We start from the raw sequence: 17,633 nt of genomic DNA, 5'->3' as shown, positions 1-17,633 counted from the left end.
TTTAAGCTTTTTGGCTCTTGTAGTAGCTTCCAACTTCGCTTATAACGATACCAAGAAGTATAAGTAGCGCTCCTAAAATTTGCAATGAACTTAAAATTTCTCCGCCTACAAAGTATCCAAAAAGCCCTGCGCTTACAGGCTCAAAAGTAAATATAAGCGCCGTTTTCATAGGTGTTGTGTAGCGTTGCATCGCAGACTGAACAAAAAATGCAAAAACAGTCGCAAACACCGACGTTATAATAACCGCTTTAAAAAACGCATAATCAGCCACAGGCAAGACGCTATGCGTATCAAAAATAAGCGAGGCAAAAAAACATAGTGCGGTCACTACCAAAAACTGCACGCAAACCATCTGATAAAGCTCGCACCTACGCACAAAAACGCCCGTAAATATGATATGAACCGAGTAGGCAGCCGCGCAAAGCACGGAGAGAATTTCGCCTAAGCCAAAGCCAAGCTCGCTATCGCTTAGCAGATAAAGCCCAAACGCCGATAAAAACGCACCGACAAACGAATATATATAGACTTTTTGCCTAAAAAATAAAAAGACAATAAAAGGCACAAAAACGACATTTAGTCCCGTGATAAAGGCGACGGTTGAGCTAAGAGTGTATTTAAGAGCAAAGGTTTGAAGCACAAAACCGCCAAATAAAAACACTCCAAGCAAAGAGCCGAATTTAAGTGAATTTGCGTCAAATTTCTTAACAAATTTAACCGAAATCAGCGACATTAGAGCAGTTGAGATCAAAAATCTCCAAAACAAAATGACAAAAACGCCATTTGTCTTAAGCGCTTCAGCCATCGGCAAAAAGGTCACGCCCCATACGACGGCAACTACTACCAGTGCGAGATCGGCGCCAAATTCCTTTATCTTTTTTGTCATCTTATGCGCTTAAATTTGAGCCAAAATTATTTAAAGATATTTTCAATCGCTTTTTTACCGTAGTTTATCGGATCGCTTCTAAGCGACTTTTCATTTTCGCTCATCACCTTAAACAGCCCATCAAGCGTCTTTCTCGTGATGTAGCCGTTTAGATCCTCGCCTTCGTTTGCCACATATTCGCCCATGCCAAGGCTTGAAGCTACCGACTTAACCGACTTCATACTTTGGGAATTGCCAAGCGAGTTTTTGACAAAAGAATTTAGCCCGTTATAGGCTGTCGCGAAGCTGTTTTGACTCATCATCTTTTCGATGATCGGCTTAAATACCTTCTCAAGCTCTTTGCTTGAGTTTTGTTGCAAAAATTTCGTAAAGCTATCGTTGCCGCCGCTCATGATCTTTTTCACGTCAGTTTCGCTCATGCTTTTTATAGTCTTTGAAAAGACATCAGCAGCTCCGGGAACTGCGCTACTTGCGGCTTTGTTTATGGAAGCAACCAGTTCGTTTGCCCACTTGTCGCCGCCAACTTTTTTAGCCAAATTTGCAGCTGTTTGCAAGCTTGGCGGAAGCGGAATTTTAGCCGCGGCATTTTTGATAAATCCGTCATTTGAAAGCTCTTTTACAGCATAATCAAGTGCTGAGCTTACCATGCTTTTATAGTCACTCTTACTTGAGGCTTGATTTACGGCTTTAAGCCCGTCTTCTACCATCTTGCCCCAATCAGCGCCAAAAGCACTTAAGGCAAAAAACAGTGCCAAAATCACACTTTTTTTCATATCGATATCCTTTAAATTTAACCACGTAAGCCTAAAATCGGCACCATAACAAAATAAAATGATATTAAAATTTGGCTTTTTATCACTTGAAATTTATCTTCATACGCTAAATTTGCATTCGCAAAAAGCCAAATTTAACCCACCCAAAGTAAAGCTAAATTTTAATCTTAAAAAAATTAGTTTTGGTGTAAAATTAGCCTTTTTTTAGGAGAATTTATGGAGCTTTTACTCTTAGCCTTTGCCCTTGCCATGGATAGCGTAGCACTCAGTATCGCAAGCGGTGCAAAATGCCGTACACTAAGCATTGCGCAGGTTGTTAAAGTCTCTTTTATCTTTGGATTTTTTCAAGCGCTGATGCCGTTTTTGGGCTATTTTTTGGGACTAGCGTTTGTGAGCTTTATAGCTTCCATAGATCACTTTATCGCATTTGCCATACTTTCATTTTTAGGCGTTAAGATGATACTTGAGGCAAGAGAATATAAGGACGAAACCTGCCTAAGCGACCTTGGGCTTAAGGTTTTAATCATAGGCGCGGTCGCTACGAGTGTCGATGCTTTGGCGGTTGGCGTGACATTTAGCTTTGAGCAGATAGATATCATCTACGCTTGTATCTTGATAGGACTCATCTGCTTTGCGCTCTGCGTTTTGGCTTGCTACGCGGGCAAATTTTTAGGCATATTTTTAGAGAAAAAAGCCCTCATTCTAGGTGGTGTCATACTCATAGGCATAAGCGTAAAAATTCTCATAACCCACCTTTTAGATCACGGCTTTTTGGCCGCTTACGCGCTACTTTAAATTTTACGCTTATTGTTCTGCTAAAATTTAGCTTATATCGCCGAATTTGCCGCTGTTATAATCCTCAATCGCTTGGCGAATTTCATCTCTTGTGTTCATTACAAAAGGTCCGTATCCGACAACGGGCTCGTTTATAGGCTCGCCTGAAAGAAGCAAAATTTTAGCGTCCTCTTTGCCCGCTTTTACTTTCACCTCGCCGCCGTTTACTTCAAAATTTACGAGCCTTGCCTCGCTTGCACTTTCGCTACCGTTAAAAGTTACTTCGCCTCTTAGCACAACTATAAAAAGTGTGTGAGTAGCAGGCACATTTATGCTTGCTTCTTTGAGCGAATTTATAGTAACGTCCCATACATTTATCGGTGTAAACGTATTTGCCGCGCCTTGCACACCTTCAAACTCTCCTGCTATTACCCTAGCCTGACCTGCACCGTCTGCAAATTTTACTACAGGGATATTTTCACGCGAGAGATGCTGGTATTTTGGCGGCGTGTTTTTGTATCTGCTTGGCAAATTTACCCACAGCTGCACTATCTCAAAAAGCCCACCCGATGCCCTAAAATCCTGCGAATGAAACTCCTCATGCACGATACCAGCACCGGCAGTCATCCACTGCACGTCGCCCGCTCTTATCACTCCGCCGCCACCGCTTGAGTCTTTGTGCGCGACCTCGCCGCTATAAGCGATAGTAACGGTCTCAAAGCCCTTGTGCGGATGGCGTCCGACTCCTCTTGGATGGTCGGTCAAATTTGGCTTAAAAACCATAGGCGCGACATAATCAAGCATCAAAAACGGATCAGTTCCGCGATTTTCACCCATATGAGTAAAAAGCGGCTGAACCAAAAAGCCGTCTCCGACCCAATGTGCTGCGTTTGGCTTGTAAATTTTATTAACTTTTCTCATCTTTTATCACTAATTGCTTGGTAACCTAAATATCTATCTCAATTCCCACAGGGCAGTGATCGCTTCCTGTTATATCGCTTAGTATAAACGCATCTTTTAGGCGCTCTTTAAGACTTGCCGAAATGAAAAAATAATCAATCCTCCAGCCTACGTTCTTAGCTCTAGCGTTAAAGCGGTAGCTCCACCACGAGTAAGCATCCTCTTTATCGCCGTGAATTTCGCGAAAAGTATCTATAAATCCGTGTTTTATAACCTCATCTATCCACGCTCGCTCAATCGGCAAAAAGCCCGAAGTCTTGGAATTCGCCTTTGGATTTTTAAGATCTATCTCGCGGTGAGCGGTATTTACATCGCCGCAAAATATCACGTCCTTACCCTTGCGCACAAGCTCGTTACAGTAGGCTAAAAATTTCGCGTAAAAGTCCATCTTGTAAGCTAGCCTCTCATCGTCCTTTTGTCCGTTTGGAAAGTAGATGTTAAAAAGCACGATATTGCCAAATCTGTGCTCCAAAACTCGCCCTTCATCGTCGTTAAAAAACTGCGATTTTAATGTAGCTACCGGAAATTTACTAAGGCTCATCACGCCCGAATACCCTGCGCGAACGGCTGAATTTAAGCTCACATCGCTAAAGCCCAGCTTATAGATATCGCTAGGCACGTCTGATTCTTTTACCTTAATCTCTTGAAGTCCCAAAAAATCAGGCTTAACCTCATTAAGCCAGCCAAATCCGTCCTTACTAGCAACCGCACGAAGACCGTTTACATTCCACGAAACAAGTTTCAAATTTAGTCCTTTTTAGTTGCAATTATACGCATCAAACCTAAATTTAAGAGCCTATTTTGATATAATAACTCAAAAATTTAAGGTCAAAATTTGAGAAATCAACCGCAATACAAATTCTTTAAAAACTGGAGTTACGCACTTAAGGGGCTAAAGGAAATTTTTAAAAACGAAAGTAGCTTTAGGCTTGAAATTTATATATTTTCGCTTGCTTTTATCTCGCTTTTTTTCTGGAAATTTGGCGCGGTTTTAAATATGTTTTTAATTTTTAGCATGGTTTTGGTGCTGGTTTGCGAGTGTATAAACTCAGCCATCGAGCGAGTTGTAGATCTTGCAAGCCCTGATATCCATCCGCTTGCAGGCGCGGCAAAAGACGCCGGAAGCACGGCTGTAATGATATGCAACACACTTTGTGCAGGAGTGTGGATATATGCTATTTGGGATAAATTTTGAACGCGCTTGAGAGAGAAATTTTTGGCATTTTGGTGGGCGAAAAGAAATTTGAGATAATTGAGTTTTTTATCCAGAATTTAGATGAAAACGGACTTATAAATTTCACAATTTCCAAAATTTGCAAAGCTACAAACTCAAGCAAGCCAACCGTGATAGAGACAATCAAACTTCTTGAAAATAGAAAAATTTTCGAACGAGTTAAAAACGGACTTTATAGATTTAAGAATTTAAAATCTGACTCTGATTAAAATTTGCTATTAAAGCCCTGCAGCGGCGATGGCTTCGGCTTGATGATGAGCGATAAGAGGCTCTATTATCTCGTCAAAAAGCCCGCCGGCCATGATCGCATCCAGTCTATAAAGCGTTAAATTTATGCGGTGGTCGCTTATGCGATTTTGCGGGAAGTTGTAGGTGCGAATTCGACCGCTTCTATCTCCTGTGCCTACTTGACTCTTGCGCTCACTAGTCTCTTTTGCAAGGCGCTCGGCCTCTTGCATCTCATAAAGTCGAGCTTTAAGTACTTTCATCGCAGCATCTTTGTTTTTATGCTGGCTTTTTCCGTCCTGGTTGGTTACGACAAGTCCCGTTGGGATATGTGTGATACGCACGGCACTATCAGTTGTATTTACACTTTGTCCCCCGTGCCCCGAGCTTCGCATAACGTCGATTCTTAAGTCGTTTGGATTTATCTCTATCTCGCTATCTTCAACCTCTGGCATGATCGCAACGGTTACGGCCGAAGTGTGCACTCTGCCTTGGCTTTCAGTCTCTGGCACGCGCTGAACTCTGTGAGTTCCGCCTTCGTATTTTAGCCTTGAATATGCGCCGTTTCCTTTTACGAGCAAGATAATCTCTTTAAAGCCGCCTGTGTTGCCTTCGCTTTGGCTTACTACTTCAAATTTGTATCCGCGAAGTTCGGTATAGCGCACATAAGCGTTAAAAAGATCGCCCACAAATAGCGCCGCCTCATCTCCACCGGTTCCTGCACGAATTTCAAGGAAGATGTTTTTATCGTCGTTTGGATCTTTTGGAAGCAGAAGTATTTTTATCTCTTCTTCAAGCTCGGCTTTGCGGATTTCAAGGCTCTTTAGCTCATCTTTAGCAAGCTCGCCAAGCTCGTCGTCATCAAGTAGAAGTTTGTTTTCGTCAATGTCGGCTAAAATTTGTAAATACTCTTTAGAGGCATTTCTGATATCTTCTATACTTGATTGCTCTTTGGAGAGCTTGGTCATATTTGCGATGTCTTGGGTGATAGATGGATCGCTTAGCAGGCGAGATAGCTCGTCGTAGCGATCCAAAAACGGTTGCAGTTTGTCAGCTAACATTTAAAATTTTAGTGATTAAGCAGCTGTGTTTAGAGTGTTTACAAGCTTCGCCAAGCGTCCAACACGGCGTGAAGCTGTTTGTTGTTTCAAAAATCCTTTGCTTACAAAGCTGTGTAGGCTTTTATTTGCCTCTTTTAATGCGTTTAGTGCAGCTTCTTTATCACCAGCTTCAACAGCTACACGCACAGCTTTTGTTATGTTTTTAAGTCTTGTGCGATAAAATCTGTTTCTCTCTGTTCTTTTTATCGTCTGTCTAGCTCTTTTTTCAGCAGATTTATGGTTTGCCATAATATACCTTTTTCATAATTTTAGTCCGTGATTATATAAAATTTAGTTTTAAATAGCGCTTAATTTAAGTGAAATTTAAAGCAGTCAAAATTCACGTATTTAAATTTGTGAAATTTTGATAGAATACAACAAATTTTATCACAGATAAGGCAAAACAGCTTTTAAATCATGAAGGATAAATATGAAACTATTCGGTACCGACGGAGTTAGAGGCAAGGCGGGAGCAAAGCTATCTGCACAAACTTCCATGAGGCTGGCGATGGCTGCTGGAATTTACTTTCGTAAATTTGCTCAAGTTACCAATACCATCTTACTTGGCAAAGACACTAGAAGAAGCGGATATATGATAGAAACAGCCATCGTTGCGGGGCTTACGGCGGTTGGCTATAACGTGCGCCAAATCGGTCCTATGCCAACGCCTGCGATCGCATTTCTTACCGAAGATATGCGCTGTGATGCGGGTATAATGATAAGCGCGAGTCACAATCCATACTACGATAACGGCATCAAATTTTTTGATAAACACGGCAACAAACTAACCGAAGAGGCTGAAGCCGAGATAGAAAAAATCTATTTTAACGACGAGCTAATCGCGCAAAGCCAAAAGCACATGCTTGAAATTGGAGCCTCAAAAAGGATCGATGATGTTATCGGTCGCTACATCGTTCATATCAAAAATTCCTTCCCGAAATCCTTAACGCTTCACGGGCTAAGAGTCGTTTTAGACGTGGCCAACGGTGCGGCTTACAGGGTGGCGCCGACCATATTTAACGAGCTTGGAGCAGAGACTATCGTGATAAACGATGAGCCAAACGGAAGCAACATAAATTTAAACTGCGGCGCGCTATATCCGCAAAATTTGGCAAGCGAAGTAGTGAGATTAAGAGCTGATATCGGACTTGCTTTTGATGGAGACGCAGACAGGCTTGTCGTGGTTGATGAAACTGGAGAAGTAGCAAACGGAGACGCGCTTCTTGGTGTGCTTGCGATGTATCTTCATGAAAATAAAGCCCTAAAAGGCGGCGGAGTCGTAGCAACCGTGATGAGTAACGCAGCACTTGAGGACTATCTCGCAAAGCACAAGATCAAGCTACTTCGTGCAAATGTGGGCGATAAATACGTCCTTGAGATGATGCAAGAAAGCGGTATAAATTTCGGCGGCGAGCAAAGCGGGCACATAATCTTTTCAGACTACGCTAAAACAGGCGACGCGCTCGTGGCTGCGATGCAGTTTATCGCCTGCATGCTAACTAAAGGCAAGAAAGCAAGCGAAGTTTTAGCTAAAATCAAGCCTTATCCGCAAATTTTACTAAATTTAAAAATCGCAGACAAAAAACCGCTTGAGAGCATAAAAGGGCTAAAAGAGCTTGAAGAAAGCCTTAAAAAAGATGGCATTAGACCGCTATTTCGCTACTCGGGAACTGAAAATTTGATCCGCCTTTTACTTGAAGGAAAATGCCCTGAAAAGGTGCAAAAACAAATGGACGAGGTTGAGAAATTTTTTACAAAAGCTCTAAATGAATAGAGTTTTGATCAAATTTTTTGCCGCTTTTTTTGTCGTTTTTATAGCCGATCAGCTTGTTAAGCAAATTTTCTTAAGCGGCTTTAGTTGGCAGGGCGAATACTTCTCTTTAGTCCTTGCTTTTAACAAAGGTGTTGCATTTTCGATGTTTGCAAGCCTTGGCGAGTGGCTTAAATTTATCCAAGTAGCTCTTATTGTAGCCGTTTTTGCATATCTTGTCTGGCAAAAAGAGATTTTAAAAGATCACACTATAGCTATTGGAATTTTGCTTGGTGCGGGAAGCTCAAACATCCTTGATCGCTTCGTGCACGGCGGGGTTGTGGATTATGTGTATTGGCATAAGTGGTTTGAATTTGCTATTTTTAACCTTGCAGATGTTATGATTGATGTTGCGGTTTGTATTATCTTGTGGCAGAGCTTTAAAAAGCCAAAAAGGTAGCAACAAATGAAGCCGTGCGGGTCTTAAAAATGGCAAAAAGAACATTTAAATTTTATAAATTTTGATGCAAAATCGCTTAAATTTATAAAATTTAAAAAAAGGGTGAAAAATGGGAAATAACGTATATATCGCTTATGCGCTTTGGCTGTTTTGCGGCTGGTTTGGAGCGCATCGTATATATCTTGGCAAATTTATCAGCGGATTTTTTATGATGACGCTGTTTTTTATGGGCTCGATGACATATTGGATACTGATAGGTTGGCTGTTTTGGCTGATTTGGGGTATCTGGTGGCTGTTTGATATCTACCTAACGGGTGTTTATGTAGAGAAAAACATGCAAAAAGATGAGCTTAAACACGAGCTTAAAAAGCAAGATCTCGAGGCTCAGCTTAAGCGCCTTTATGAGCTCTATGAAGAGGGCAGGATAAGCAAAGCCGAATTTGAAGCTAGAAAAGAAATTTTATTTAGATAAAAAGGAGAACAAATGGCGGAATACTATAATCTGATTAAGTATTTTCACTACTTGGCGTTCATATCGTGGATGGCTGTGCTGTTTTATCAACCGCGCCTATACGTATATCACGCAGAGCATATGGATAAACCCGACTTCGTAAAGGTCGTCGAGGTTCAAGAGTATAAGATGTATCACTATGTGGGCTGGGTTTCTATCATCGGCACGTTTTTAACGGGAATTTTGATACTCGTGGCGATCCCGGATCTACTTAAAAGCGGATATGTACATGTAAAACTTGCCGTTGTAGTGCTACTAGCGATATATCATCTTGATCTTGGCAGATATATGAAGCTACTTCGCGAAAAACGCTGTAACAAATCAGGCATGTTCTTTCGCGCATACAACGAGGTGCCTACTATAGCCATGGTTATCATCATCTGGATGATGGTCTATAAACCGTTTTAAATTTGACTCGATTTTCGAGTCAAATTTAAGCTATTAAGCTCTAGACTTCCTGGCTGCGGTTCTAACAGCATCAATTAAGCCAGAGCGAATTCCATGCTCTTCAAGCACTCTTAAAGCCTCTATCGTAGTTCCTGATGGCGAACAAACCTCATCTTTTAACTGCGCAGGGTGTTTGCCTGTTTTAAGAATCATATCAGCACTTCCTGCTACGCTAGCCGCTATTATTTCATAAGCCTTAGCCCTGGGCATCCCTTCTAACACTCCTCCATCGGCAAGCGCTTCTATAAACATAAAAACATAGGCCGGTAAACTTCCTGCGATAGCGGTAAATACTGGAATCAGTTTCTCCTCTATCTCGTGAGTGGCTCCAAAACTTTGCAAAACTTTAAGCACACTCATGCGCTCATTATCATTTAAATTTTCACTAAAACAAACAGCCGTTACACCCTTACCTATAGCCGCGGGAGTATTTGGCATAGTTCGCACTATCTTTTTATCAGACCCTAAAATCTCAGAAACCATCTCTATAGTAAAATTTGGTGCAACGGTAACGATAATTTGATTTTTGACATCTTTTTTAATCAAATTTAGCACACTTTCATAGCTGTTTGGCTTAATAGCAAGCACGATAATATCTGAATTTTGAACTATTTTACGCTCACTATCAAGAGGAGTTATGCCAAATTTAAACTTTAAATTCTCATTTTTACTTCTATCATAAACAAAAATTTCACTTAAACTACAAATTTTAGAGTTTGTAATGGCGGCTATCATCGCAGATGCCATATTGCCACCGCCTATAAATCCTAATTTCATATTAATCCTTTCAATTATGCTAAAAAATATTGTGCTTATTTGACTACCTAATTTGCCCAGTTCCTCGCACAATATATTTTGTAGTAGTTAGCTCTCTAACCCCCATCGGTCCTCTTGCGTGCAGTTTTTGAGTAGAAATTCCTATCTCTCCACCAAAGCCAAATTCCCCACCATCACTAAACCTGGTAGATACGTTTGCATATACGACTGCACTATCTATCTCATTTAAAAACTTCTCTATATTTTCGTAATTTTCGCTTAAGATGCTGTCTGAATGCCCGCTTGAATGTGAATTTATATATTCTATCGCCTCATTTACTCCGCTTACCATTTTTACAGATAAGATAAGATCTAAAAATTCCGCTCCAAAATCATCATTGCTAGCTAATTTTACATTATTAAATCCATAATAATTTTCAAACAGTAAATCTTGCAAACGAATCTCCACCCCATCCAGCTCATTAATCAAATTTGGTAAAATTTTATCTACTACACTACGATGAAGCAATATACATTCTACAGCGTTGCAAACACTTGGACGCTGAGTTTTAGCATTTTTTATTATTTTTACGGCAATATCTAAATTTGCACTTTCATCCACATAGATATGACACACTCCTGCACCGGTTTCAATGACTGGAATCGTTGCATTTTGCACAATAAATTCTTTGAGATTTTTGCCTCCTCTTGGTATCAAAACATCTATAAATTCGTGTACCTTTATCATTTGATTTACCGCTTCGCGATCCGTTGATTCAATCAGTTGAATTGCAAATTTTGGAAGCTTAAATTTTGTCCCAACTTCATTAAATAAATTTACTAGAAATTTATTTGAATTTATCGCATTTGCAGAGCCTCTTAGAATAACAGAATTTGAGCTTTTAAGAGCCAATGCAGCCGCATCTATGGTTACGTTTGGTCTAGATTCGTAAATTATACCTACGACACCCAATGGCACTCTGATTTTAGAAATTTGCATGCCATTTTTATGTCTCCATCCGTCCAAAATCTCTCCGATAGGATCTGTAAAACTTGCTAACTCTATCACACCTTTAGCCATAGCCTCTATTCTGGCATCACTTAGTGTCAAACGATCAATCAAAGCAGGAGCTAAACCTGCTTTTTTACCACTTTGGATATCAATCAAATTAACCTTTTTTATCTCATCTCTTTTTGCTAAAATTTCATTTGCAACAGCTCTTAAAATCTCATTTTTGTCTTCGCTTTTAAGAATTAAAAGCTCTCTGCTGGCAGCTTTTGAGTCTTTAGCAATTTTTAAAATTTCATCCACGCTACCCTCCTAAACTAGCAACAAATTATCAATATGCACGACATCATCGTCATATTTATGTCCTAAGATTTCCTCTATCTCCTCGCTCTTTCTGCCTTTTATTAGCAAAATTTCACTTGAAGAGTAGTTACTTATACCCTTTGCTATAAGCTCGTCTTTTGCAGTTAATATTTCAACTATCTGTCCGCGCTCAAATTCTCCGCTGACATCTTTTATGCCAACACTTAGTAGGCTTTTTCCGCTTTTTAGCGCTTTAACCGCGCCGTCATCGATGATAATCGTACCTTTTTTACTTGTGCCATATCCTAACCAATACTTGCGCGAACTAATTTTCTTATCTTGTCTTAAAAACAGAGTTCCTATCTCTTCGCCTTTAACAGCTTTTATTATATTTTCAGGATTTTTGCCATTTACGATTATCAAATTTGTGCCTATTTTAGTAGCCATTTGAGCGGCTATTATCTTGGTTATCATGCCACCTGTGCCAAATTTACTACCCTCGCCTTGAGCCATATTTTTAATATCTTCATTAATGTCTTCAACTAAATTGACAAATTTAGCATCCTTATAAACATTTGGATTTTTATCATATAACCCATCTATATCGCTTAAAATTATTAACAAATCGGCATCTATAAGCCCTGATACAAGAGCGCTTAAAGTGTCATTATCACCGACTTTTAATTCGTCACTTACTACCGGATCGTTTTCATTTATAATAGGAATTATTTTTTTAGCCAGAAGTGTGCTGCATACGTTTCTTGCGTTTAAGTATCTATTTCTATCGCTAAAATCACCTCTGGTTAGAAGTAGTTGCGCTATAGTCTTACCATGAGCCCAAAATAAAACTTGATACATATGTATTAAAGCAACCTGCCCTACTGATGCTAAAGCCTGCTTTTCATTTAATGTCTTTGGTCGCTCATTTATATTAAGCTCTCCCATGCCGGCACCAACGGCTCCAGAGGTTACAAGAGTGACTTCAAAGCCGTCATCCGCAAGCATGGCTATGCTTGCAACTATGCGTTTAATTCTCTCTTCGTTTAGTTTGCCGTTTGATTTAGTAAGAGTAGATGTGCCTACTTTAATCACAACTCTTTTGATATCTTTTAATGCTTTTCTACTCATTTTTTACCTTAAATTTTAAAAAAATTATATCTAAAAAAGCCTTATTTTAATTTTTTAATGTTAATATAAAAGATTAAAAAACCAGGAGGTAATAATGAGTGGAATTAAGAGCGGAATAAAGAAATTTCTGCAACATCAAGCCAGTTCCGGCATTATATTGATGATCGCTACAGTACTTGCGCTAATTTGTCAAAATACTTTTTTAAGTCATTTTTATAATGAATTTTTACGCACTCCTTTTAGTGTAAGTTTTGGTGAATATGGTCTAAATAAGCCATTAATTCTTTGGGTTAATGACGGACTTATGGCGGTATTTTTCTTTCTAATCGGACTTGAGCTAAAACGCGAGGTTATAGAAGGTGAGCTAAGAGATCCTGCTCAAATAGGACTGCCTATAATAGGCGCTGTTGGCGGTGTTATATTGCCGGCTATAATATTTTGGATGTTTACCAAAGATGATAGTTTTGCACTTAGAGGATGGGCTATACCTACGGCTACGGATATAGCATTCGCTCTTGGAATTTTGAGCCTGCTTGGTTCAAGAGTACCGACTAGCCTCAAAGTATTTTTGATGACTTTAGCCATTATAGACGACCTCTGTGCTATCGTTATTATCGCTTTATTTTACACAAGTAAACTAAGTTTAGCCTCCCTGCTTATATCGGGAAGCTGTCTGGTAGTGTTATTTGCACTAAATAGGCTGGGGGTTAAAAGCAAAATAGCCTTTTTGGTCGTTGGTCTAATTCTGTGGGTAAGTGTGTTAAAATCAGGCGTTCACGCAACTATAGCAGGTGTTGTGGCGGCATTTTTCATACCTCTTAGCTTTAAAGATGAACCAAACCATTCAATGCTAAAAAATATAGAGCATGATCTTCATGGCTGGGTAGCATTTGCCATTCTGCCTATATTTGCATTCGTAAACGCAGGAGTTTCACTTAAAGGCATAGACATAGAGCATATACTCTCACCTGTACCACTTGGAACCATTCTTGGACTATTCATCGGTAAGCAAATTGGAGTATTTGGTTTTAGCTATATGGCTATCAAATTTGGCTTTTCAGGGCTACCAGATAAGGCAACTTACAAGCAGCTATACGGAGTAGCGATACTATGTGGAGTCGGTTTTACTATGAGTCTATTCGTAAACGGACTAGCATACCACGACTCTGACGCATTTGCACACACAGACAAGCTAGCTATTTTACTAGGTTCATTCATATCAGGCATTATAGGCTACATAATGCTTAGGTTCACAACTAGCGCAAATACAAACAATAATGACTAATCTAAACCTGCCAAAAATGGCAGGTTTACTCAGATTATAAATAACACAAATAATAAATCAATATTCTTAAATAATATTAAATATTTTTTTATCATACTTTGGCTACTATTTTGATATTTCAAAATAAAGGAGCGCTTTTGATGAAGTTTTTCATTTCTATTTTAATGATTTTCAATCTGGCATTTGCTAAAGATTTTTTAGTAAAAGATATGCGCGGCGTAGAGGTTAAAATAGCCGAACCGCTTACGAAGATAGCAACTATCGATGATGGCTTTGTCGAAGGCGTGATGACGCATCTTGGCGTGATTGACAAGGTTAAGGTTATCGGCTCTTGGTCGATGAAAAGAGACTACAAATACTCCTTCACAAGGCGCTCAGGCGAGAGCTACACACTTCGCGGCTGGAACACGATGAAGTATCTTCACCCTTGGCTTGATGAGCTAACCTGCATAAATTCACCGCAGGGAAACGTGATAAATTTTGAAAATTTAGCCAACGAAAATCCGCAGCTAGTCATCCTTCGCGTCGGCGACTGCACGCTTAGAGGCTCAAACAAAGACGCAGTCGAAAAGACTATCTCAACGATCGAAGCTCTTGGTCTTCCGCTTGTAGTGATTTACGCTCCTCAAGGAGCTGAAATTTCGACGATGAAAGAGGAGATGAGAGTTCTTGGCGACGTGTTTAATCAAAGGCAAAAGGCGCTTAAGCTTTTTGAATATCTTGACGGCACTCAAAAGCTCATAGAGGAGCGAACAGCCAAGCTAAAAGAGAGCGAAAAGGTAAGCATGCTTTATATGGGGCTTAATCCAAACGTCCGCAAAAACGGCGGTATGGCGACAGCTTACGGAGTAAATACGCCCGAATCTTTCATCATACAAAATGTCGCAGGCGCTAAAAACGCATTTACGGGCGATGGAACAAACGTGATCTTAAGCACCGAGCAACTTTACGCGATAGATCCTGACGTGATCGTGCTTCCTACATCAAACGGCTATCACCCTGTAAGCGAACTTTTGGATTCTCCTGACTTTGAAAAGCTAGGCGAGCTAAAAGCGGTGCAAAACAAGCGCGTATATGCGATGCCTTGGTCGCCGATGAACTGCGCTAGACGCGTTGAATACCCTATCGACATGTTAATCATCGCAAAAGCTGCGTATCCAAAGCTATTTAGCGATATAAAGGTTCATGAGTTCGTGCTTAAATTTTATCAAGAAGTTTACGGCGTAGATGACGCTACGGCTAAGGCGCTAAGAAGCGAGCAAATTTTAGACTGGACCGTGGAAGATGACTTCTAGCGAGCATGCTAAGTCAAAATTTAAATCAAAATATCTATTTTTAATATTTCTCGTCGCGATACTTGCCGTTTGCATGGTCGCGGCACTCATGCTTGGGGATTATAAAATTTCCGTCAGCAAGATAATCGGCGTGCTTGGGCTTAAGCTGTTTGACTTAGAGGCTTCAGGTATCAGCAGGATGGATCAGATCGTGGTTTTTGATATCAGAATGCCTCGAATTTTAACCGCAGCCATCATCGGCTTTGCCCTATCAAACGCGGGTGCCGTGTATCAAGCCTGTTTTAGAAATCCGCTTGTCGAGCCGTTTATCCTAGGAGCTAGCTCGGGAGCTGCGCTTGGAGCGGCATTTGGGATTATATTTGCTGGATTTTTCCTAAGCATAACGGCAAGCGCGTTTATGTTTTCGCTTTTGGCGGTATTTTTATCATACACATTAGCGCGAAACGGCGGCATAGTGCCTGTGGTGGGGCTTATACTTTCAGGCGTAATCGTAGGCTCGATATTTTCCGCAGGTGTTTCTATCATCAAGTATGTAAGCGAGGATGCGCAACTTCGCGAGATAACGTTTTGGATGATGGGTGGGCTATACTACTCCAAATGGGACGCACTTGGCGAAATTTTAGCAGTCGTTGCGTTGTGTTTTGCGGTTTTAACCGCGCTTTCTTGGAAGCTAAATTTGCTCTCTTTAGGGGATAACCAAGCAAAAAGCCTCGGTATAAATCCCGAAACATACAAATTTATCTTTATCGTTATAGCCACGCTTATGACTGCAACCTGCGTGGCAAATGTCGGCATAATCGCTTGGATAGGGCTTATCATGCCGCATGTGGCAAGACTTCTAATAGGACCCGATAACCGCTGGGTGCTACCGATAGCTGGGCTTTTGGGCGGGATTTATCTGCTTATATGCGACACCTTAGCGCGCACGATAACGATGGCCGAAATTCCCGTTGGTATCATCACTTCGCTTGTGGGCGCGCCGTTTTTGATAGTGCTTTTAAGAAGCAAGGCAAAGGAGCTTTTAAAATGAGTTTTTCAAATATGCTTGAAGCTAAAAATTTATCGTTTAGCTATGGGGATTTTGCGCTTAAAAATATAAATTTAAGCGTTAAAAGAGGCACCATCTGCGGACTGCTTGGAGCAAACGGAAGCGGCAAGAGCACATTTTTTAACTGCTGTATGAATTTCTTAGAGCTTAAAGACGGAGAGATCCTTATAAATTCGGAGGTTTCAAACGGCAAGGACTCATCTTGGCTGGCTAAAAATATCGCTTACGTAGCTCAAAATTTGGAGCTAAATTTCCCATTTTACGCAAAAGATATCGTGCTCATGGGGCGCTCTCCTCACATAAAAAGCATATTTGGTCCAAGCAAAAAGGATAAGCAGATAGTGCGCGAGGCGATGGAATTTATCGGCATATCAGAGCTTGCCGATAAGCGCATGAGCGAACTTAGCGGTGGGCAGCGCCAGCTTGTATTTATCGCGCGTGCTTTGGCGCAAGAAACGCCTTTAATGCTACTTGACGAGCCGACATCGGCGCTTGATTTTAAAAATCAAATTTTGCTTTGGAAAATTTTGCAAAAGATCGCAAGCGAGGGCAAAACGATCATGATATGCACGCATGAGCCAAACCATATCTTGTGGTTTTGCGATGAAGTCGTGGCGTTTGACAAAGGCGAAGTGGTCGCCAGAGGCAAGGTAAAAGATATCATAAACAACGAGTTTTTAAAGAGAATTTACGGCGATACTTGCAAATTTAAAAGGCTTGAAGAGCGAGATATAATATTTCCGAATTTGTAAGATTGGAAGTGAAAGAGAAAATTTTAGTAAGTGCGTGCCTGCTTGGCGTAAATTGCAAATACAACGGCTCAAACAACCAAACAGACGAGCTTGAGCGCAAATTTAATCACATTGCTTCAAAATATGAAATTTTATCCATCTGTCCCGAAGAGCTTGGCGGGCTTACAACTCCAAGAGAGGTAGCCGAGATAAAAGATCAAAAAGTATTTACAAAAAGCGGCAAGGACGTAACCGAGCAGTTTTTAAAAGGGGCTAAAATTTGCGCCGATATAGCCTTGCAAAACGGCTGTAAATTTGCCGTTTTAAAATCCAAAAGCCCAAGTTGCGGAAACAAATTTATATATGACGGAAGCTTTAGCAAGACCCTTAAAAAAGGCGACGGCTTTACCGCAAAAGCATTAAAGCAACTCGGCGTAAAAATTTTAGATGAAAATTTCAGCTTAGATGATATAGCAAAGTAGTTTTGCGGCTATTTAAACTACAAATTTAAAGAGATTGAGACGCCGCTTGGACGTCTCAAATTTAGTTATAAATTCTCGCCCGCTATCATACCAAAGACTATGCAGTCGGTTATCGCGTTGCTTCCTAAGCGGCTTGCTCCGTGAGTACCGCCAGTGATCTCGAGTTTACTGACAGTTTTTTTACAAAAGAGTCGGACAATTTAGCCTAAATTTTAAAATTTCAAATAAATTTTAACTTTAACTTGCTACAATACGCCTTTACTTAGCGGTCGCGTAGCTCAGCTGGTAGAGCACTACCTTGACATGGTAGTGGTCGGAGGTTCAAGTCCTCTCGTGGCCACCATCTTCTATAAAAATACAGTCATAAACCAATGCCGGATTTAAATTTATAGTACAGTTATTTAAATTCCAATTTTTTATATTGCAAATACTAAAAATTAAAGTAAAATTATTTTTAAATATAGATAATAAATTTTGAA

21 protein-coding genes and 1 tRNA gene are annotated in these 17,633 nt (G+C 40.3%); 13 read left to right on the top strand and 9 right to left on the bottom strand.

The window, feature by feature from the left end; genetic code table 11:
* Window position 1: 1 nt before the first annotated feature.
* Both CDOMF_RS00725 and CDOMF_RS00720 read right to left on the bottom strand, forming a co-directional pair.
* A complete protein-coding gene (locus CDOMF_RS00725) occupies window positions 2–883 on the bottom strand; it encodes a DMT family transporter (RefSeq protein ID WP_260952006.1) in 882 nt (293 codons plus the stop codon).
* 26 nt (window positions 884–909) lie between these two features.
* Window positions 910–1,656 carry a DUF4197 domain-containing protein gene (locus CDOMF_RS00720; protein WP_260952005.1) on the bottom strand — a complete coding sequence of 249 codons (747 nt, stop codon included), beginning with the start codon at window positions 1,654–1,656 and terminating at the stop codon, window positions 910–912.
* Between the two features lie 216 nt (window positions 1,657–1,872).
* Here CDOMF_RS00720 and CDOMF_RS00715 point away from each other — a divergent pair, with 216 nt between their 5' ends.
* Window positions 1,873–2,451 carry a manganese efflux pump MntP gene (locus CDOMF_RS00715; RefSeq protein ID WP_260952004.1) on the top strand — a complete coding sequence of 193 codons (579 nt, stop codon included), beginning with the start codon at window positions 1,873–1,875 and terminating at the stop codon, window positions 2,449–2,451.
* Window positions 2,452–2,478: 27 nt separating this feature from the next.
* On the opposite strand, the gene CDOMF_RS00710 is transcribed toward CDOMF_RS00715, so the two are convergent.
* Entirely contained in the window at window positions 2,479–3,351 is an 873-nt protein-coding gene (locus CDOMF_RS00710) for a pirin family protein (protein WP_260952003.1), read from the bottom strand.
* Between the two features lie 25 nt (window positions 3,352–3,376).
* Window positions 3,377–4,135, bottom strand: coding sequence for an exodeoxyribonuclease III (locus CDOMF_RS00705; RefSeq protein ID WP_260952002.1), 759 nt, complete (start codon window positions 4,133–4,135; stop codon window positions 3,377–3,379).
* Between the two features lie 90 nt (window positions 4,136–4,225).
* Between CDOMF_RS00705 and CDOMF_RS00700 the strand changes: the two genes are divergently transcribed.
* Window positions 4,226–4,585 (top strand): diacylglycerol kinase, encoded by a 360-nt coding sequence (locus CDOMF_RS00700; protein ID WP_260952001.1) that lies wholly within the window; start codon window positions 4,226–4,228, stop codon window positions 4,583–4,585.
* Entirely contained in the window at window positions 4,582–4,833 is a 252-nt protein-coding gene (locus tag CDOMF_RS00695) for a replication/maintenance protein RepL (RefSeq protein ID WP_260952000.1), read from the top strand. The genes CDOMF_RS00700 and CDOMF_RS00695 overlap by 4 nt, the downstream gene beginning before the upstream one ends.
* Window positions 4,834–4,842: 9 nt before the next feature.
* Here CDOMF_RS00695 and prfA read toward each other — a convergent pair whose 3' ends face one another.
* Together prfA and rpsT are read right to left on the bottom strand one after the other, a co-directional pair.
* Complete coding sequence (prfA, locus tag CDOMF_RS00690) at window positions 4,843–5,910, bottom strand: peptide chain release factor 1 (protein WP_260951999.1); 1,068 nt, start codon at window positions 5,908–5,910, stop codon at window positions 4,843–4,845.
* A 15-nt stretch (window positions 5,911–5,925) separates the two neighbouring features.
* Window positions 5,926–6,198: a 30S ribosomal protein S20 gene (gene rpsT / locus CDOMF_RS00685; RefSeq protein WP_260951998.1), complete on the bottom strand. Its 273-nt coding sequence runs from the start codon at window positions 6,196–6,198 to the stop codon at window positions 5,926–5,928.
* A gap of 181 nt (window positions 6,199–6,379) precedes the next feature.
* Here rpsT and glmM point away from each other — a divergent pair, with 181 nt between their 5' ends.
* From glmM to hemJ, 4 genes are all read left to right on the top strand, one after another.
* Entirely contained in the window at window positions 6,380–7,723 is a 1,344-nt protein-coding gene (gene glmM, locus CDOMF_RS00680; RefSeq protein ID WP_260951997.1) for a phosphoglucosamine mutase, read from the top strand.
* Window positions 7,716–8,159 carry a signal peptidase II gene (gene lspA / locus CDOMF_RS00675; RefSeq protein ID WP_260951996.1) on the top strand — a complete coding sequence of 148 codons (444 nt, stop codon included), beginning with the start codon at window positions 7,716–7,718 and terminating at the stop codon, window positions 8,157–8,159. The genes glmM and lspA overlap by 8 nt, the downstream gene beginning before the upstream one ends.
* A gap of 109 nt (window positions 8,160–8,268) precedes the next feature.
* Entirely contained in the window at window positions 8,269–8,631 is a 363-nt protein-coding gene (locus CDOMF_RS00670; RefSeq protein WP_260951995.1) for an NINE protein, read from the top strand.
* Between the two features lie 12 nt (window positions 8,632–8,643).
* Entirely contained in the window at window positions 8,644–9,078 is a 435-nt protein-coding gene (gene hemJ, locus CDOMF_RS00665) for a protoporphyrinogen oxidase HemJ (RefSeq protein WP_260951994.1), read from the top strand.
* 33 nt (window positions 9,079–9,111) lie between these two features.
* Here hemJ and proC read toward each other — a convergent pair whose 3' ends face one another.
* The 3 genes from proC to proB are packed head-to-tail and all read right to left on the bottom strand — an operon-like array spanning window position 9,112 to window position 12,313.
* The gene (proC, locus tag CDOMF_RS00660; RefSeq protein ID WP_260951993.1) at window positions 9,112–9,894 is read right to left on the bottom strand and encodes a pyrroline-5-carboxylate reductase; all 783 of its coding nucleotides are present in this window, start codon (window positions 9,892–9,894) and stop codon (window positions 9,112–9,114) included.
* Window positions 9,895–9,937: 43 nt separating this feature from the next.
* Window positions 9,938–11,185 (bottom strand): glutamate-5-semialdehyde dehydrogenase, encoded by a 1,248-nt coding sequence (locus CDOMF_RS00655; protein WP_260951992.1) that lies wholly within the window; start codon window positions 11,183–11,185, stop codon window positions 9,938–9,940.
* 9 nt (window positions 11,186–11,194) lie between these two features.
* Complete coding sequence (gene proB, locus CDOMF_RS00650; protein ID WP_260951991.1) at window positions 11,195–12,313, bottom strand: glutamate 5-kinase; 1,119 nt, start codon at window positions 12,311–12,313, stop codon at window positions 11,195–11,197.
* A gap of 94 nt (window positions 12,314–12,407) precedes the next feature.
* On the opposite strand from proB, the gene nhaA reads away from it, so the two are divergent.
* The 6 genes from nhaA to CDOMF_RS00620 all read left to right on the top strand — a co-directional run bounded on the left by nhaA (window position 12,408) and on the right by CDOMF_RS00620 (window position 17,497).
* Window positions 12,408–13,598 (top strand): Na+/H+ antiporter NhaA, encoded by a 1,191-nt coding sequence (gene nhaA / locus CDOMF_RS00645; protein ID WP_260951990.1) that lies wholly within the window; start codon window positions 12,408–12,410, stop codon window positions 13,596–13,598.
* A 140-nt stretch (window positions 13,599–13,738) separates the two neighbouring features.
* Complete coding sequence (locus tag CDOMF_RS00640) at window positions 13,739–14,893, top strand: ABC transporter substrate-binding protein (RefSeq protein WP_260951989.1); 1,155 nt, start codon at window positions 13,739–13,741, stop codon at window positions 14,891–14,893.
* Window positions 14,883–15,923: a FecCD family ABC transporter permease gene (locus tag CDOMF_RS00635; RefSeq protein WP_260951988.1), complete on the top strand. Its 1,041-nt coding sequence runs from the start codon at window positions 14,883–14,885 to the stop codon at window positions 15,921–15,923. The genes CDOMF_RS00640 and CDOMF_RS00635 overlap by 11 nt, the downstream gene beginning before the upstream one ends.
* Window positions 15,920–16,693 carry an ABC transporter ATP-binding protein gene (locus tag CDOMF_RS00630; RefSeq protein ID WP_260951987.1) on the top strand — a complete coding sequence of 258 codons (774 nt, stop codon included), beginning with the start codon at window positions 15,920–15,922 and terminating at the stop codon, window positions 16,691–16,693. Before CDOMF_RS00635 ends, CDOMF_RS00630 begins: the two co-directional genes overlap by 4 nt.
* Before the next feature lie 2 nt (window positions 16,694–16,695).
* Window positions 16,696–17,154, top strand: coding sequence for a DUF523 domain-containing protein (locus CDOMF_RS00625; RefSeq protein ID WP_442863513.1), 459 nt, complete (start codon window positions 16,696–16,698; stop codon window positions 17,152–17,154).
* 267 nt (window positions 17,155–17,421) lie between these two features.
* Window positions 17,422–17,497: transfer RNA gene (locus tag CDOMF_RS00620), tRNA-Val, on the top strand.
* Window positions 17,498–17,633 lie beyond the last annotated feature (136 nt).

It is taken from the genome of Campylobacter sp. RM16187, assembly GCF_025319965.1.
Taxonomy (GTDB): Bacteria; Campylobacterota; Campylobacteria; order Campylobacterales; family Campylobacteraceae; genus Campylobacter_A.
The sequence above is the reverse complement of the archived record's forward strand: the minus strand, read 5'-3'. Positions and strand labels throughout refer to the sequence as shown.

Coding starts and splice junctions, on each gene's coding strand:
- CDOMF_RS00715 (WP_260952004.1), top strand. CDS start 1,873: ATGGAGCTTTTACTCTTAGCCTTTGCCCTTGCCATGGATAGCGTAGCA.
- CDOMF_RS00670 (WP_260951995.1), top strand. CDS start 8,269: ATGGGAAATAACGTATATATCGCTTATGCGCTTTGGCTGTTTTGCGGC.
- CDOMF_RS00710 (WP_260952003.1), bottom strand. CDS start 3,351: ATGAGAAAAGTTAATAAAATTTACAAGCCAAACGCAGCACATTGGGTC.
- CDOMF_RS00725 (WP_260952006.1), bottom strand. CDS start 883: ATGACAAAAAAGATAAAGGAATTTGGCGCCGATCTCGCACTGGTAGTA.
- rpsT (WP_260951998.1), bottom strand. CDS start 6,198: ATGGCAAACCATAAATCTGCTGAAAAAAGAGCTAGACAGACGATAAAA.
- proC (WP_260951993.1), bottom strand. CDS start 9,894: ATGAAATTAGGATTTATAGGCGGTGGCAATATGGCATCTGCGATGATA.
- lspA (WP_260951996.1), top strand. CDS start 7,716: ATGAATAGAGTTTTGATCAAATTTTTTGCCGCTTTTTTTGTCGTTTTT.
- CDOMF_RS00720 (WP_260952005.1), bottom strand. CDS start 1,656: ATGAAAAAAAGTGTGATTTTGGCACTGTTTTTTGCCTTAAGTGCTTTT.
- prfA (WP_260951999.1), bottom strand. CDS start 5,910: ATGTTAGCTGACAAACTGCAACCGTTTTTGGATCGCTACGACGAGCTA.
- nhaA (WP_260951990.1), top strand. CDS start 12,408: ATGAGTGGAATTAAGAGCGGAATAAAGAAATTTCTGCAACATCAAGCC.
- glmM (WP_260951997.1), top strand. CDS start 6,380: ATGAAACTATTCGGTACCGACGGAGTTAGAGGCAAGGCGGGAGCAAAG.
- proB (WP_260951991.1), bottom strand. CDS start 12,313: ATGAGTAGAAAAGCATTAAAAGATATCAAAAGAGTTGTGATTAAAGTA.
- CDOMF_RS00630 (WP_260951987.1), top strand. CDS start 15,920: ATGAGTTTTTCAAATATGCTTGAAGCTAAAAATTTATCGTTTAGCTAT.
- hemJ (WP_260951994.1), top strand. CDS start 8,644: ATGGCGGAATACTATAATCTGATTAAGTATTTTCACTACTTGGCGTTC.
- CDOMF_RS00640 (WP_260951989.1), top strand. CDS start 13,739: ATGAAGTTTTTCATTTCTATTTTAATGATTTTCAATCTGGCATTTGCT.
- CDOMF_RS00635 (WP_260951988.1), top strand. CDS start 14,883: ATGACTTCTAGCGAGCATGCTAAGTCAAAATTTAAATCAAAATATCTA.